This is a genomic window from Nitrospina gracilis Nb-211, assembly GCF_021845525.1.
Taxonomy (GTDB): domain Bacteria; phylum Nitrospinota; class Nitrospinia; order Nitrospinales; family Nitrospinaceae; genus Nitrospina; species Nitrospina gracilis_A.
Map to the genome: position 1 here is coordinate 1,393,180 of NZ_JAKJKD010000001.1, position 15,795 is coordinate 1,408,974.

Sequence of the window (15,795 nt, forward strand, 5' to 3'; positions counted from 1 at the left end):
AAGCAGGGAAGGCTTACATCCGGCCTTCTTCCAGGTCGATCAACTCCGCCCAGCTCGTGATGTCTTCCCGGGCGCGATCGATGGAATTCAGGATGGCTTTGAATTTTTCCCGCGCTTCGTCGTTGTCCGGCGATGCGTTCAGGATCGCTTCGTTTATTTGCTCGAAATCCCGGCGCGATTTGTCTTGTACGAGAAATTCGACCCATTCTTCCATTGTTGCTTCCGAAAACGATGCGGACTTTTCCATGAAGGTATCGGAATCCACATTCAGGAATTCCAGAATCATTTTATCGAGAGGGCAGGGATAGATGTATTCTCCCAGTGTATTTTTTTTGCAGGCGCGGGCCTTGTCGATCATGCGTGGAACATGGACCAGTCCCGCGAGCCGTTGCCTTGGACTTCTTGGATACCGTGCGGTCAAATTCATAAAAGTACAATCGGAGATTTATTGAACCGCGGGGATGAAGACGTTGAAAAAACGGAATTCAATCCAGACGGACGCGGTTCAGATTCTTAAAAAAGCTGGCTTGCTTGATGGCCGTGGCGCCTTCCGGGCCGAGGTTGTTGCGAAACAGATCGAGCGTGTTGAGACTGGTGAGGTTTTCCGAGGCGGCCAGGTGCCGGGCGCCTTCTTCTCCAATCTGATTGAACTTCATGACCAGTTGCTCGAGGTTGGAGACGTGCCCGGAGCAGGCGATGTGCTTCGCTCCTTCGGCGGTGATCTTGTTGGATTTGAGATTCAACACCTTCACATTGCTGATGTGCGGGCTGTCCGCCAGTGCGGCGACGCCTTCATCGCCGATTTCGTTGTCTCCCAGCTCCAGCTTGACTACCTGGCTCAACTGTTCCATCTGCGCCAGCACCTTGGCGCCGTCGTCACCAAGGCGGCGGTTCTCCAGATCCAGCGTGTCGCCGTTGATGAAATTCTTTTTGAACAAATCTTCCAAATCCATATTATTTCAAACCTCTAGGTAAGCGCGGTCATCTAGTCCACAAGTGTATTTAATTTTTGAAACCCGATCAAGGGGCAAGGCGGTTTTGCCGGGAAAAGTTGCCAACCGTCGAAATGCTTCCCGACCCGTTTCCTTGATTTCCCGCCCGGTACGCCAATCAAGATTTATAGTTTCTCATGAAGCGCAATCCCGTCAACCCCGCCATTCCCTGCCAGCAACAGACCAAACGTACTCCTCACAACCTTTAAAGAGACCGGGGTGTCGCGACTGACGACTCCCCCCAATCCGTTTCGCAGATACGAAGATGCCCCCACGGGTATGTTTGCCACTGACTGTTTCCGATGCCTCTTTGCCGTATCACAAAACTTTTGAAACCGATGCCATGCCACCGCAGAAATTGGATGCGTATCGGTCAAGCGTTTTTTGAATTGTCCTTGGCGGTCTCGGCATAATCTGGCTTCTCGACCGGGGCGTGGATAGGGTGCTTTCCGGGATGCCCTGCGGGAATACGTTCTGGAGGCAGAGAGTCTTTTGAAAGCGTTCGATGGCTCGTGATTTTTTCGTTGTTTTTGTTGTAAGGAAAGGAGATTTTTGATTACTTATAGTTAGCTAAACAACAAAAAAAGCGGCATAGAAAATGTTTTAATTCGGGCATGGAAAATGATACGCTTTTTTATAACCGTAAACCCAAAATTTTTGTGGGAGATTAGGAATATGAGAAAACTGCTGGCCAGTTTGCTTGTTGCATTCGTGATGATGGTCCCGTTCTCAGCCATGGCCGATGAAGGCCCAATGAAATTGCCGGACAACGCCCCGGAAAGTGCCAAAATGCACAATCAGGAGGGTATCAAGCATTGGAATAAGGGGCATTACGACGTGGCCTTCAAGCACTTTGAGGAGTCCGCGGGGATCGATGCCTCGAATGGCGAGATTCATTTCAATGAAGCCATTGCGCTCGACAAAATGGGCCGGCATGGCGAGGCCACCATGCACTTCAAAGCCGCGAAAGACCGTGCAGGTGGAAATCAGGCGATCACCAACTCCCCGATTTTGAACGCACACATCGGCGGTTGACGGAATTCACAAAACCCGCCGACGCACAAAAATCAGCAGAAGTTCTTGTAATTTAAGGGCTTCTGCTTTTTTGTTGCAGGCTGTCCCCGGTTCCGATTTCCCGTTGCGGGTGGTTTAGACTCCCCTTGTGGATATGCTATAATTCCTACAGCATTTCCCCTGAGTGCCCGTCAGGGTCTTAAAATTTTATCCGAGTGAGGTTTTTATGATGGGGATCGGTTTTCCAGAGTTGATGGTGATCCTGGTGATCATCATGATCATTTTCGGCGCCGGCAAACTGCCGGAGATCGGCAGTGCCTTTGGCAACAGCATTCGTAATTTTAAAAAGTCGATGAAGGAAGCGGAAGAGGGTGAGGACAAGGAAACCGCCGCTGTGCCGGAGGGACACACGCAACCGGCCCCCGCGCAGGCTCAGGGGAACCCTGCACCCCAGCCAGCCACACAGAACACGGCGACTACGGTTCCCACGGGGCAGGCTTCGTCTCAGCCTGTGACCGCGCAGAGCACCGGCACCGCGCAAACGACGGGACAGAACCCCGCGCCGAATGCGAAGAAGAAAGAAAAACCGAAAGACGAGGCTGAAAAGATGATCGAGGATGCGATCAACGAACTGAAAGAGAAGCGCATCGGTACGGTCAAAACGCCGCATGACGGTCTGGTTCAGCAGGGAGATGTGTTCACCGACTCGCTGAAACGCACGCCGTTCGGACGCGGCCGCGATCGCGGGGTTTCGCGCGACGTTTTTTAAAGCCGACTGACAAAAGTTATTTGGACGGTCATCCGGTCACTCTTCGAGTGCCGCCGGATGGCCGTTTTTTATTTAAGGTTGTTCGGGCGATTCCACCGGCACGCGAATGGGTTTGAACGCGGCGCTCCCCCCCAGCAGGAGGCCGAGACCGATCCAGATCAATTCGCGGATGCGCCGCACCAAGGACACGGCGAGCCCGAGTGGTCCGCTCATCCCCATCGACATGAAAATTACCACCAGCCCCGCCTCCTGCGCCCCCAGGCTGATAGGGATGAAAAAACTGCCCACGCGCACCAACTGCAGGATCGCTTCGATGGTCCACAACTCCATCCAGCTCAGCTCGACGCCGAGAAAGTATAGCGTGAAATAAAGCTCGATCACCCCCGCCGCCCAGCCCAGCCAGCCGTACCAGATGGACTTGAAGCAGAGCATGCGGTGTTCGCGGTAATACCCCGACATCATATTGCACAGGGCGAGCAGGTGATCCACCGCCGGGCGCGCCTCGCTTTTGGGAAATGTGCGGTCGAACCAGCCGACCAGCATGCTGAGGCATCCCGTGGTCTGGAACAGCAGGAACAGGATGATGAGCACGGAGAAGGTGATGAGTCCCGCCGCACTGCCGTTCTTGAAGGTTTCGTCGATGCCGTCGGTGAGAAACAGGAAGACGGTGCCGGGAATCATGAACAGGATGAGGCTCAGCATCAGCGTGGTGCGCGCCACCACCTGCGAGGCGAGGCCCTGTTTGTAACCGAGGCCGTACTGTTCTTTCAGGAAATGCGCTTTCACCGGCTCGCCGCCCAGCGAGCCGAACGGGGTGATGGCGTTGAACGATTCGCCGATGGTGCGGACTTTCCACAGGGCGAAAGTGGTCAGGCGCTTCGCTTCCTTCGGTTTGAAGGCGAACTGCCAGGAGCGGGCGTCGAAGTAAGCGACCAGGCTGTAGGCGATAAACACGAGTGCGAAGCCCCAGCCCATGTCCAGCAGGTGGTGGGTGACGTCTTTAAAATCGACGGTGCTCACCGCCCATGCGAACAGGCCGACGCCGAACAGGAAAAACAGGGGTTTCAGAATTTTGGACATGGGTGCACTGCGGACCGGGAATGAAGGGCGTATGCGCCCGATCCATTGAGGATAGTGTCAATCCGGAAAGAGGTCAACCCGGATTGCGGTCAGCGGGTAAGGCTTACCGGTCGCACTCGCCGCCGATCATGTTGATCATGTCGAAGGTGGGGATGATGTCCGCCAGCATGGCGCCGCGCACCATCACTTCCATCGCAGCCGTCATGGTGAAGCAGGGCGGGCGCACGCGGCACTTGTAGGGGCGGCCGGAGCCGTCGCTCACGATATAGAATCCCAACTCGCCGTTCGCCGCTTCCGTGCCCAGGTACACCTCGCCGACGGGCGGCTTGATGCCGTCGATGGTCAGCTTGAAGTGGGCGATCATCTCTTCCATGCGCGTGTATACATCCTGCTTGGAGGGCTGGCGCATGTAGGGATTGTCTACGTTGATGGGGCCGTCCGGCATGTCTTTCATCGCCTGCTTGATGATCTTGTAGCTCTGCTTGATCTCTTCCATGCGCACCAGGTAGCGGTCGAAGTTGTCGCCGGTTCTGCCGAGCGGAATGTCGAAATCGATGCGGTCGTACACCAGGTACGGCTGAGCCTTGCGCACGTCATAATTGACGCCACAGGCGCGCAGGCACGGTCCCGTGAAGCCGTAAGAGATGGCCTCTTCCACGGAGATGATTCCCGTATCGCACATGCGGTCGAGGAAAATGCGGTTTTTGGTGAGCAGTTTGTCCACGTCGTCGAACAGCGCATCCAGTTTCGGGTACGCGGCTTTCAGATCGTCATCGAGGTCTTCCGGAATGTCGCACATCAGGCCGCCGATGCGCACGTAGTTGGAGGTCAGCCGCGCGCCGCAGATTTTCTCCAGGATGTCCCACAGGATTTCGCGGGCTTCGACGAAGTAGATGAACGCGGTGAGCGCGCCCAGCTCAAGCGCCGCCGCGGCGATGTTGGTGTAGTGGTCGGCGATGCGCATCAGCTCGTTGGTGACGACGCGGATGTACTGGCACCGATCGGTGCACTCGATGCCCAGCAGTTTTTCCACCGCCAGCGCGTAGCTGATGTTGTTCATGATGGCGGAGCAGTAGTTCAGCCGGTCCGTGTACGGGAAGACGTTGGTGTAGGTGACGCTTTCGCACATCTTCTCGAAGCCGCGGTGCAGGTAACCCACTTCGACTTCGCAGTCCACCACGGTTTCGCCGTCCAGCGTGAGGGTGAATTTCACCGTTCCGTGCGTGGCCGGATGGGACGGGCCCATGTTCAGAACCAGGTGTTCGGTATGCAAACTCTCCTTGAGATCGGACATTTCTTCTTTCTGCTCCTAGATTGTGATGCTATGGGCTCAACCGGCCTTCGAGATTTTGACCGAAACCAGACCTTCTTCACCGTTCCGCATCTTGTTGATGGGAACGTCCACCCAGTTCTTGGGAATGTATATGACACCCTGAACCGACCGTTTGCTGACTTCCACCGGAACTTCCACCGTGTGCGTGGACGACTCGACGCGGATGCGGTCGCCGCTTTCCACGCCCAGCTCTTTCGCGTCTTTCGGATTGATCTCGGCGATGCAGTCGGGGCCGATGTCCATCAGCGCCTTGGCATACTGCGTGTAGGTGCCGATGTGGAACATGTGGTTGTTGCTGATCAGCGTGAAGGGATAGCCGTTGCCATTCGTGGCCGGAGCGGCTTCCGCTTCGGTGACGGCGAAGCCCGGTTTGTGACCGCTTTCGGCCGGCGTCCATTGTTTGGACTTCTTGCCGGGAAACAGACCCTTGTAAATGGGGGCGGCGATTTCGATTTCCGCCTGCACGTCCTCGACCGAGTTGAAGTCGAACGGCTTGCCGAAGGCATCCGCCAGGTCGAGGAAGATGTCGAAATCCGGACGGGACTCGCCTTCCGGCAGGACCGCCGGAGCGACCTTCTGCACGTGACGGGTCATGTTGGTGAACGTGCCTTCTTTCTCCGCGTAGGTGCAGGACGGCAGAATGAGGTCCGCCATCTTCGCGGTTTCCGTCATGTACGAATCGTGCACCACGAGGAAGGGCACCGTCTGTAGGGCGTTCTTCACCACGTCCGCCTTGTAATAGCTGTGGCAGGGGTCTTCGCCCGCAATGTACAGCATCTTGACGTGTCCTTTGGCGCAGTGTTCCCACAGGTTGTCCACCAGGTTTTCGCCTTTGAACTTGAGCTCATTGAGGCCCCAGGTTTTGGCCAGATGCGCCAGCGCTTCGGGATCGTCCACGCGCCGGTAACCCGGCAGGTATTCCGGGGTGAGGCCCATATCGTTGACGCCCTGCGAGTTGCAGTGTTCGCGCGGCGGGTAGATGCTGACGCTTCCCTGACCGCCCGCATGCACGAGGATCGACAGGTTGAGCAGAGCGTTCAGGATTGCTTCGCCCTGGCCGGTCTCGTGAATGTCATTGCCGATCAGGATGAAGCGGTCGGCGTTCCTGCTGAAGCGTTCGGCGGCGCGAGTGAGCGTCGCATCGTCCAGGCCGGTGGCGTTCTGCGCATAGTCGGCGGTGTACTTGGACAGCGACTGCACGAACTGGTCGTAGTTCGGCAGGACGGTTTTCACTTTACCCGTATCCACGAGGTTCTTGTCGATCAGGATTTTGCTGATGCGGTTGGCTACCGCGAGGTCCGCACCGGGTTTGTACGTCATGCGCACTTCCACGCGCGACTCGTGATGGAAAACCACGTCCCGGGGGTTGGCGATGAGGATGTCGGTGCCGAAATTGATCGCCGCCTTGCGGATGGAGTTGCCCGCCACCGGATACTCCGAGGGAATGTCGGTGTTGAACAGCAGGACCACGTCCGCCTCGTCCAGCTCTGTGATGGGCTTGGACACGATGCCGTTTTCGAAACACTGCTGGGTGAACCGGTTGACGTACGGCGCCCGCAGTTGGTTGAGGTTGGTCAACTGGTTACTGCCAACCAGACCGCGGAACAGTTTCTGGAACAGGTAGTTTTCCTCGTTGGTCAGCTTTTCCCCGCCCATGGCGGCGATGCTGGCAGGCCCACTGCGGTTGATCGTGGATTTCAGGCGGTCGGCGATGGTCTCCAACGCTTCCGACCAACTGACCTCCTGAAAGGTGCCGCCGACGTTCATCAATGGGCGCTGAATGCGCTGTTTGTTGTGGACCATGCCGTGGCCGAAACGGCCCTTGGCGCACAGATTGCCTTCGTTGATGCCGAGGTCGAACGTCTCGTCGCCTTCGATACGCACCAACTGGCCTTTTTTGGTTTCCATCTTGACCGTGCAACCCCACGAACAGAAGTTGCAGGTGCTGTGCGTGTTCTTGAACATGGATGCCAGGCCGCGCGCGCTGGACGTCATGTCCATCAACGCGCCGGTGGGGCAGACGGTGATGCACTGGCCGCAGAACTCGCAGTCCAGCGGCTCGTGGTTGGCAGTGCCGATGCCGACCTGATAGCCGCGCTTGTTGTAATCCAGCGCCTGCACGCCCTGAATCTCATCGCACACGCGCACGCACATGCCGCACATGATGCAACGGTTCAGGTAAAACTCGATGATCGGGTTGGTTTTGATGCTGGGCTCGTTACGGCGCTTGATTTCGAAACGCCCGTTCCACAGCTTCAGGTGATCGGTGTTGTCCTGCAGGGGACAGACGCCGGACTTGTCGCAAATGGGGCAGTCCAGCGGGTGTTCGACCAGCAACATCTCCAGGCACGCACCGTTGTAGCGGGTGGTTTCCTCCGTGTCCGTGCGAATCTTCATGCCTTCGGACACCGGGTGCGTGCAGGAATAGACGAGATTCTTCTTTCCGTCTTCATTGACTTCCACCATGCACGTGCGGCAGGCGGCGAAGGGCTTCAGCTTCGGGTTCGAACACAGGTTGCTGATAAAAATATCCGCCCGTTTCGCGGCATCCAGAATCATCGTGCCTTCCGGCGCGGTGAACGGTTTGTCATTGATCGTGAAGTTGACCGTTTTTCTTACGACGGTGCTCATTTATTCCTTCGGCTCCTGGTATTTTTTAAAGCTGGTAATGGTCACAGATTTCGTAGGTTTTCTCGGGGTCGATGGTGCCGTGCGTGTCTTCGTCGATGATGGCCATCGGGGCGGCGCCGCAGTTGCCGAGGCAGGAGGCAAACTCCAGTGTGAACAGCTTGCTGGGATCTGTCTCGCCCTTGCCGATCCCGTACCTTTCCTTCATTTTCTGGGCGATGACGGGAGCGCCTTTGACAAAGCAGGCCGTACCGTAGCAGAGCTTGAAAATGTACTTGCCCGGCTCGGTGATGCGGTACTGGGGGTAGAAGGAGATGACGCCATAAATCTCCGCACGCGTGATGTTCAACTCCTCCATCACCACCTCGACAATCTCGTCCGGCAGAAACCGGAACTCGTTCTGGATCTTGGTGAGCATGGGAATCAGAAACTGGCGCGACCGGCTGGGAAAGCCGTCCATGATCTTATAGACCTTGTCCATGCAGATTTTCTTTTCTTCCGGGCTGGCGGTCTCTACAGAGACGGTTTCTTGCTGAGTGGTTTCGTTTTCCGGATTGTCCATGAGGGATCTCTATATGGCTGGGTTGACAGTAAGAAACTGAACCGTAACTCGTTTGAATATTGGCAGGTTAATCTTATCAAACCCGCTGAAAAAAACGAAGTATATAAACCCCGTGATTGGACTGTCAACCTAAATATGCCCGCCGGGAAGAGGTGAAAAATGCGGGAAGGGTGAATGAGCAAAGCCAGCCTCTGTAACATAACCGTTGGGACATCAGGGAGTTCAGAAAAGAGAGAAGTCAAAAGGGGAGGAGATGAAGGGGATGGGTTCCCGTTGTCTGCAGAACTTCATGCGTTGCGACCGGTGCAACAGCAGGTTGGGATTTCAGAATCTCCTGGGATCTTCGTTATATATTCATTTAATATATTAGAGAATGCATTATAAGTATATGAAAATAAAATAAATTTATTCTATCTTATTTTGGGGTGGCCGGCCCTGCCCAGAGGGGTTTCAAGTTCCGCCAGCCGGGTCAGGGCGCCGGTGTGGTCGGGGTCGATGCGAAGTGCCATGCGGAATGCCGAGCGGGCTTCTCCCGTCCGGTGGGCGGCGGCATAGGCCACGCCGAGATTGAAATGGGCGTCGGCGTTGCTGGGGTCGTAGCGCGTGGCCAGTTGGAAGGCCTGCACCGCTTCACGGTAGCGCTTGAGCTGCAACAGCGCCCAGCCGCGGCTGAAATGAGCCGTAGCGCTTTCGGGATCGATGCCGAGGGCATCGTTGTACGCCATCAGGGCGTCGCCGTACCGGCCCAGCATGTCGTAAAGCAGTCCCAGATTGAATCGCGGCTCAAAGTAATCGGCTTGCAGGCGGATGGCCTCGGTGTAAGCGCGGATGGCTTGTTCGGGTTTTCCAATTTCGCCGTATATGATGCCGAGCTGGTTGTAGATCCGGGGGTTCTCCGGGTCCAGCTGCACCGACTGGTGATAAGACGAGAGGGCGCGTGTGTATTCCTGTAAATGCCAGAAGGCGCTCCCCAGTTTTAACAGGATCTGCTGTTGGCGGGAGGCGTCGCCCATGGCCGCCTGCAATGCCGGCACTGCGTCGGCATACTGCCCCAGCGCCAGGTAGCTGTCGCCCAGCATGGCCTGTGCCTGAGGGTTATCGGGGTGGCGCGCCACCGTTCGTTTGAGATGTACGACGGCCTCCCGGTTCTGTCCCAGACGGGTGTAAATGATGCCCAGACCGAGGTCCGCTTCCGACAGGTCCGGGTTCAGTTGCAGGGCTTTTTTGAAGGGAAGCACGGCTTTTTCCAGTTGGCCCAACTGCATGAGCGCGTCGCCCAGATACATCCATGCCTGCGCGCGTGTGGAGTCGCGGCGCAGGGTTTCACGAAGCGGCACAATGGCCGCCTGGTAATTTCCAAGTTGCCATTGGGTGGTGCCCAGGCTTTGCCAGATTTCCACCGAATCCGGGAAAAAGCGAAGCGACTTTCGATACGCGGTCACGGCATCTTCCCAGCGGCTCAACTCCTCAAAAGTGCGGGCCAGCTTGAGTTGCACCGGACCGTTTTCCGGATCGAACCGAAGGACATTTTCAAATTCCTTCGCCGCCCGGGGGTAGTTGCCCTGCAGGAGACTCAGGTCGGCGATGCGGTGATGCGCCCGCACATGTTTCGGGTTGAGGTTGAGCACCCGCATGTACTGATCGATTGCTTCATCCACTTGGTCCAGGCTTTCCAGAGTCTGCCCAAGGTGGAAACGGATGTCGAGGTCGTTGGGATCGAACCGCAAGGCGTTCTGAAACGACTCGCGCGCCAGGGCGAACTGGCCCAGTTCGAGGTATTCGCGCGCGAGTTGGTAATGACTGCCCGCCTGTTGCGGTCGCACGAACGTCAATTCCTTGAATGCCAGCACCGCCTCTCGGTGTTCTCCCATGCGGCTTTTGGCCCGTCCGAGATACTCCAGGGCCAGCGCGTTTTTGGGATCGATGCGCAGGGCGTTTTCCAGCGGTTCCACGGCTTTTTGCAGTTGGCCGGTGGTCACGTGAATGCGGCCGATGGCCGCGTGGGCGTCGGCATAATTGCTGTTGAGGTCCAGAGCCTGACGGTACTGGGTGATGGCGGCGTCAAACTGGCTCAGCGCTTCAAAGCTTTGAGCCAGTGCGAAACGCCATTCCGGGTGCGGGGGGCTGAGTTCCAGCGCGATTTTGTACTCCGGGATGGCCTTGGCGTGCCGGTCGGTTTCCGCATAGGTCCGGGCCAGCGCGAAGTGGGCGCGCGGCATGCGTGGGTTGATGCGCAGTGCGTTGGTCAGGTGTTCCAGCGCCTCGTCGTACCTTTTCAGCTTCAGGTTGGTGTATCCCAGGCCGAACTGCGCGTCGGCGAAATTCGGATCCAGCAGAACCGCTTCCCGGAAGGCTTCCTCCGCTTGCTTCGTGTGGCCCAACTGGCTGTGGGCTTCGCCAATCTGGTAGTAGGCGGCGGAGTAAAGCGGTTCCACCTCCAGCACCTTCCTGAATTCGGCAATGGCTTTGTCGTAAAGACCGATCTGCGCGTACGCCCGCCCCAGCCCGAAATGGGCGATGTAATCATTGGGATCGACCTTGAGCGCGTCCTTGTACTCCTGCATGCGGAGAAAATCCGCGGAGGCGGGACCGCTTCCCAGCACTCCCAACAACAGAATCGAAAGGACGCAGGCAATTTTTTTCATGATATGTCCGTGCATGGCAAACCCTGTTTCCGTATCGTCACAAACCGCCGGAAAAAAAGGGAGGCCGGAAATTTTTCCTTCCATTTTCGCCGATTTCACCGCCGCGTGCCAGGAGGGGCCTGCGAAGCCGCATTTTTTGTTCAAGGGATTTTTTGGGGTGGCCGATAAGAAGGGGAAAGCCGTCTGCAATCAACCACTTTTACGGGGAAATCGCCATGCCGACCAGCACCTATTCCGACCTCGAAACCGTCATCCGGTTTTTCAGCCACGCCAAACCGCGGTCCCTTTTGGACATCGGAGTGGGATTCGGCAAGATCGGCTTCCTGGCACGGGAGTTTCTGGACGTGATGATGAACGAGTCCTACCGGCCCACCGACTGGAAGGTGCGGATCGACGGCATCGAGGCGTTTCCCGACTACATTCAGGGGCACCATAAAGCGCTTTACGACAACATCCACATCGGCGATGCGCTGGATGTCATCGACGGTCTGGAGCGTTACGACGCCATCGTGCTGGGCGACAGCCTGGAGCATTTCGATAAGGAACGCGCCTGGCAGATGCTGGACAAATGCGCCGACCACTGCACGGGTTACCTGATGATCTTCATTCCTTTGGGAGAACACTGGGAACAGGAGGCTATCTATGGCAACGAGTATGAGCGGCACCTGTCTTTCTGGACCCGCGAGGAGTTCGAACCCATCGCCACCGCCTGCAAGTTCAGTTGGTTTGAGGGCATCGGCGATTACGGCCGCTTTTTGATCCACGTGGATGCGTACCGGCATCACCGCATGCGGACGCGTGCCGAGGCCCGGTTTCGGAAGGGGGAGGAAGACCAGGCGATCGCGGACCTCACCGGCTGTATGGAATCCCTGCCCGCCAACATCGACAGCGAATACCTGCTTGTGGATTTCCTTCTCAAGCGGGATCGCCTGCCCCAGGCGGTTAACCGGTTGAAGGGAATCCAGCGGAAGTTCCCCGACCAGGCACCGGGTGTGGGAGGCTATATCGAGCGCGTGGAAGCCTTTCTCGCCAAACAGGCCGGGGCTTGCTAATCCCCCTTTTTACTTTCCCCAGAACAAATCTTTTCAGCCACCCTGCAACTGGTATTTGACGACGGCGCGGTTGTGGTCGTCCAGATTGGTGGAAAACTTATGCGTGCCATCCTGCCTTGAAACGAAATAGAGGTATTTCGTCTCGGCGGGGTTGAGCGCCGCTTTGATGCTTTCCAGGCCGGGGCTGGCGATGGGGCCCGGCGGCAGGCCGGGGTACAGGTAGGTATTGTACGGCGACTCCACCGACAGGTCTTTCTTGCGGATGTTGCCGTCGAAATCGGCCAGAGCGTAAATCACCGTCGGGTCGGTTTGCAGGCGCATGTTGCGTTTCAGCCGGTTGTGGAAGACGGAGGAGATGAGCTCCCGCTCCGATGGCGCTCCGGTTTCTTTTTCGATGATGGAGGCCAGCGTGATGATCTCATGAAACGTGAGGTTCATCGCCTCGGCCTGGCGCATGGCCTTTGCGGGGTTCACTTTTTCCTGAAAGGTCTGCACCATGGTTTCCACGATGCGTTTTTCGCCTGCGTTTTTGGGAAACTTGTAGGTTTCCGGAAACAGGTAGCCTTCCAGGTCTTCCGCGGGCGCACCCACCGTCCGGATCAATTCCGGGTTGCGCGTTTCCTCCACGAACCGTTCCCGGCTCCCCAGCCCGGCCTGTTCCACCAGCCCGGCGATTTCCAGGATGCGGTACCCCTCCGGCACGGTGAGCGCGTGGAGAACCGACTGGCCGGAGGTGATGGTTTCCAGAATTTGTTTGGGAGGCATCCTGCCGGACAGCTCGTACTCCCCGGCGCGGATCTGGTTCTGCTTGCCCTGAAGGTACGCAAACAGAACGAAGCCGGTGGGGTTCGCGATCAACCGTTTGTCACTGAGATGACGCGACACCTGCTTCAAGGTCATGCCGCGCTCGACTTCCACGATGCGGGAAGGAGAAGAGGGGGTGAGCGGCGAGGTGGAATAGCTGTACAGCCAGAATGAAAATCCAAACACCCCGGTCAACACCAGGAATAGGCCCGCCAGAAGCGATGTTTTCAAGTAACGGTTCATGGAAAAAGCCTTGCCGGGTCCGGTGCCTTTCCCTGCGTCTCAACCTTTGCTGCGGAGAATGGATTTGATCTGCGTGACGAACTCGGCATTTTCATCGTGGGTGCCGACGGTGACGCGCAGACAGTTACTCAAACGCGGGTGGCTGTTGAGGTCCCGCACCAGTATACCTTTTTCCACCAGCCGATTGAACACTTCTTCGGAATTGCGATGCACGCGGAACAGGACGAAGTTGGCATCTGACGGAAATGTTTCCAGTTCCGGGAGATGGGATAAGGTCTTGATCAGCCAATCCCTCTGTTCGAGGATCTGGTCGATTTGCTGTTTCACCGGCCCAAATCGGTTCAGCAGTACCGCGGCCAGTTCCTGCGATACGGTGTTGGAGTTGTATGGCAGGCGGATTTTATCCACCTGCTTGATGATCGTAGGATGCGCCACGGCGTAGCCGACGCGCAGACCCGCCAGCCCGATCTTCGACAGACTGCGCAGGATCACCAGGTTGTTGTGCGTCTTAAGCTGATCGAGGAAAGTGTCGCGTGCGAAATCGTAATAGGCCTCGTCGAGCACGGTGATGCCTTTGAAATTTTCCAGCACCTTCTGGATAGCGTCGCGATTGAAACAATTGCCGGTCGGGTTGTTGGGGTAGCTGAAGAACACGATGCGCGCCTGCGTTTTTTCCAGCATGTCCAGAAACGGTTCGGCGGTGAAATCCCATTTTTCATCGAGTGGAAAGCTCTCCGCCTTAACCCCCATACCCCGCGCGATGATCGAGTACATGGCGAAGGTGGGGTCGGGAAACGCCACTGTGTCGCCGGGATCGCAGAAAATCTGCGTCAGGATCTGGATCAATTCATCCGAGCCGTTGCCGATGGCCAACTGGTCCGTGGACACGGACAACCGCTTGGACAGCACGTCCTTCAACCGCTGGCTCGCCGGATCCGGGTAGCGGTTCAACTGAAACGTGCGGAAGGTATCCTGAAACAGGTCGAGGATCTCCGACGGCGGCGGGTACGAGTTCTCATTGGCGTGGAGCTTGATGTCGCAGTCGAAGTTCTCCACATGGTACGCCTTGAGCGCCTTGATCTTGTCTTTGACCAACTGGTCGAGGTTTACGTTTGCCATGCCGCCTCAGTCGGATTTCAGGATATCGCCGATCACCGGGCACTCCGTGGTGAAGCGCGAAGTGCGGTGTTTTTCAGCGCGGATGATGCACAGAAGCGTCTCCACCGTCTCTTCGACGTTGTGGTTCGCGACGATGTAATCGTACAACCGGTATTGACCCATTTCAATTTTTCCCGCCGTGAGGCGTTCGATGATCTTTTCCTCTGACTCGGTGCCGCGTTGCCGCAGGCGCCGTTCCAGTTCGCGCAGGGACGGCGGCAGAATGAAGATGAACACCGCGTCGAGTTTGAGTTTGCGGATGGACGCCGCACCCTGCGGGTCCAGCTCCAGGATCAAATCCTCGCCCCGGTCGCGGTGGGCTTTCAGGGTGCTGTGGGCCGTGCCGTAAAAATGGTTGTGCACCCAGGCGGACTCCAGAAACTCGCTTTTCTTCTGCATGGCTTCAAACTGCTCTCCATTGATGAAATGGTAGTCGATGCCGTTGCGCTCATTCTGCCGGGGCGGACGGGTGGTGTGCGATACGGAAAACTTGATGTCCGGGCGCATTTCCCGCAGGCGGTTGCATATGGTGGTTTTGCCCGTGCCCGAAGGGGCGGACAGGACGATGAGCAGGCTGTTGTTTTGAGGTTGGGTGTCGGTCATGGAATCGGTTTGATCGAATGATTGTAAAATCACTCGATATTCTGCAACTGTTCGCGGATTTTTTCCAGAATGCTTTTGATCTCGATCACAGCCTGGGAAGTGGGGTAGTCTGAGGACTTGGACCCGATGGTGTTGGTCTCGCGGTTGATTTCCTGGGTGATGAACTCCAGCTTGCGCCCGGCGGGTTCCTTGGAACCGAGCAGTTCCGCGAACTGGCCGAGGTGGCTTTGCAGGCGGCTGATCTCCTCGGAGATGTCGCTCCGGTCGGCCATGATGGCCACTTCCTGCGCCAGCCGGGTTTCGTCCAGGTCCTGCCCGGTGGTCAACGCCTGAATTTTATCCTGAAGGCGTTCACGGTAGGCGTCCAGCACCATCGGCTGGCGTTCCTTGATGGTCTCGAGATGTTCGCCGATCCGGCGGATGTACTGGGCGAGTTCGGCTTCCAGGTTGGCGCCTTCTTCGGCGCGCATCTGGATGAGCGCAGTGAGTGCGTCTTCGACGGTTTCCATCACCACCGATTCCTGCGCCGGGTCCAGTTCCAGCGGCTCCGCCACCAGGATGTCCCGCATGTTGAGCAGGGCCTCGATCGGCAGGTCGCCCGTCAGCCCGAACTGGCTCTTCAGTTGGCGTGCGGCTTCCACATATTGAGATGCCAGCTCGATATTGGGTTTGAGTCTCTGGTCGGCGGGTTCGCCCTCGGACCGTTCCAGGGTGAGGAACACGTCGAAGGTGCCGCGTGCACACCGGGCCTTGATGCATTTTTTGAGGGGCAACTCAAGGGCGCTCAGGTGTTTCGGCAGGCGGGTGTTGGCTTCGATGAAGCGGTTGTTGACCGAGCGGATTTCGGCTTTGCAGGAAAACGCTCCGCTCTGTTTTTCTGACCGGCCGAAGCCGGTCATGCTTTTCAACATT

The 15,795-nt window shown here is 57.1% G+C and carries 14 protein-coding genes; 3 read left to right on the top strand and 11 right to left on the bottom strand.

The window, feature by feature from the left end:
* Positions 1 to 13: 13 nt before the first annotated feature.
* Both J2S31_RS06580 and J2S31_RS06585 read right to left on the bottom strand, forming a co-directional pair.
* Complete coding sequence (locus J2S31_RS06580; RefSeq protein WP_272908625.1) at positions 14 to 427, bottom strand: DUF5069 domain-containing protein; 414 nt, start codon at positions 425 to 427, stop codon at positions 14 to 16.
* Positions 428 to 485: 58 nt separating this feature from the next.
* Positions 486 to 953 carry a hypothetical protein gene (locus J2S31_RS06585; RefSeq protein ID WP_237098282.1) on the bottom strand — a complete coding sequence of 156 codons (468 nt, stop codon included), beginning with the start codon at positions 951 to 953 and terminating at the stop codon, positions 486 to 488.
* Positions 954 to 1,667: 714 nt separating this feature from the next.
* Here J2S31_RS06585 and J2S31_RS06590 point away from each other — a divergent pair.
* Both J2S31_RS06590 and tatA read left to right on the top strand, forming a co-directional pair.
* Positions 1,668 to 2,027 carry a hypothetical protein gene (locus J2S31_RS06590; protein ID WP_237098283.1) on the top strand — a complete coding sequence of 120 codons (360 nt, stop codon included), beginning with the start codon at positions 1,668 to 1,670 and terminating at the stop codon, positions 2,025 to 2,027.
* Positions 2,028 to 2,232: 205 nt separating this feature from the next.
* The gene (gene tatA / locus J2S31_RS14580; protein WP_272908626.1) at positions 2,233 to 2,775 is read left to right on the top strand and encodes a twin-arginine translocase TatA/TatE family subunit; all 543 of its coding nucleotides are present in this window, start codon (positions 2,233 to 2,235) and stop codon (positions 2,773 to 2,775) included.
* A gap of 72 nt (positions 2,776 to 2,847) precedes the next feature.
* Here the strand turns inward: tatA and J2S31_RS06600 are convergent, their stop codons facing one another.
* The 5 genes from J2S31_RS06600 to J2S31_RS06620 form a co-directional block, all read right to left on the bottom strand.
* Positions 2,848 to 3,855, bottom strand: a complete 1,008-nt coding sequence (locus J2S31_RS06600) for a lysylphosphatidylglycerol synthase transmembrane domain-containing protein (protein WP_237098284.1) — start codon at positions 3,853 to 3,855, stop codon at positions 2,848 to 2,850.
* 103 nt (positions 3,856 to 3,958) lie between these two features.
* Complete coding sequence (gene nuoD / locus J2S31_RS06605) at positions 3,959 to 5,149, bottom strand: NADH dehydrogenase (quinone) subunit D (RefSeq protein WP_237098285.1); 1,191 nt, start codon at positions 5,147 to 5,149, stop codon at positions 3,959 to 3,961.
* Between the two features lie 36 nt (positions 5,150 to 5,185).
* On the bottom strand, positions 5,186 to 7,819 hold the full coding sequence (locus J2S31_RS06610) for a molybdopterin-dependent oxidoreductase (RefSeq protein ID WP_237098287.1): 2,634 nt from the start codon (positions 7,817 to 7,819) through the stop codon (positions 5,186 to 5,188).
* A 25-nt stretch (positions 7,820 to 7,844) separates the two neighbouring features.
* Complete coding sequence (locus J2S31_RS06615) at positions 7,845 to 8,378, bottom strand: NADH-quinone oxidoreductase subunit NuoE family protein (RefSeq protein WP_237098288.1); 534 nt, start codon at positions 8,376 to 8,378, stop codon at positions 7,845 to 7,847.
* Positions 8,379 to 8,788: 410 nt separating this feature from the next.
* Entirely contained in the window at positions 8,789 to 11,023 is a 2,235-nt protein-coding gene (locus J2S31_RS06620; RefSeq protein WP_237098289.1) for a tetratricopeptide repeat protein, read from the bottom strand.
* 215 nt (positions 11,024 to 11,238) lie between these two features.
* Between J2S31_RS06620 and J2S31_RS06625 the strand changes: the two genes are divergently transcribed.
* Entirely contained in the window at positions 11,239 to 12,075 is an 837-nt protein-coding gene (locus J2S31_RS06625; RefSeq protein WP_237098290.1) for a hypothetical protein, read from the top strand.
* Positions 12,076 to 12,108: 33 nt separating this feature from the next.
* Here J2S31_RS06625 and mltG read toward each other — a convergent pair whose 3' ends face one another.
* The 4 genes from mltG to J2S31_RS06645 are packed head-to-tail and all read right to left on the bottom strand — an operon-like array spanning position 12,109 to position 15,794.
* Entirely contained in the window at positions 12,109 to 13,122 is a 1,014-nt protein-coding gene (gene mltG / locus J2S31_RS06630) for an endolytic transglycosylase MltG (protein WP_237098291.1), read from the bottom strand.
* A gap of 39 nt (positions 13,123 to 13,161) precedes the next feature.
* Complete coding sequence (gene hisC / locus J2S31_RS06635) at positions 13,162 to 14,241, bottom strand: histidinol-phosphate transaminase (RefSeq protein ID WP_237098292.1); 1,080 nt, start codon at positions 14,239 to 14,241, stop codon at positions 13,162 to 13,164.
* A gap of 6 nt (positions 14,242 to 14,247) precedes the next feature.
* Positions 14,248 to 14,883, bottom strand: coding sequence for a guanylate kinase (gene gmk, locus J2S31_RS06640; RefSeq protein ID WP_237098293.1), 636 nt, complete (start codon positions 14,881 to 14,883; stop codon positions 14,248 to 14,250).
* Between the two features lie 29 nt (positions 14,884 to 14,912).
* On the bottom strand, positions 14,913 to 15,794 hold the full coding sequence (locus tag J2S31_RS06645; protein WP_237098295.1) for a YicC/YloC family endoribonuclease: 882 nt from the start codon (positions 15,792 to 15,794) through the stop codon (positions 14,913 to 14,915).
* Position 15,795: the final 1 nt, after the last annotated feature.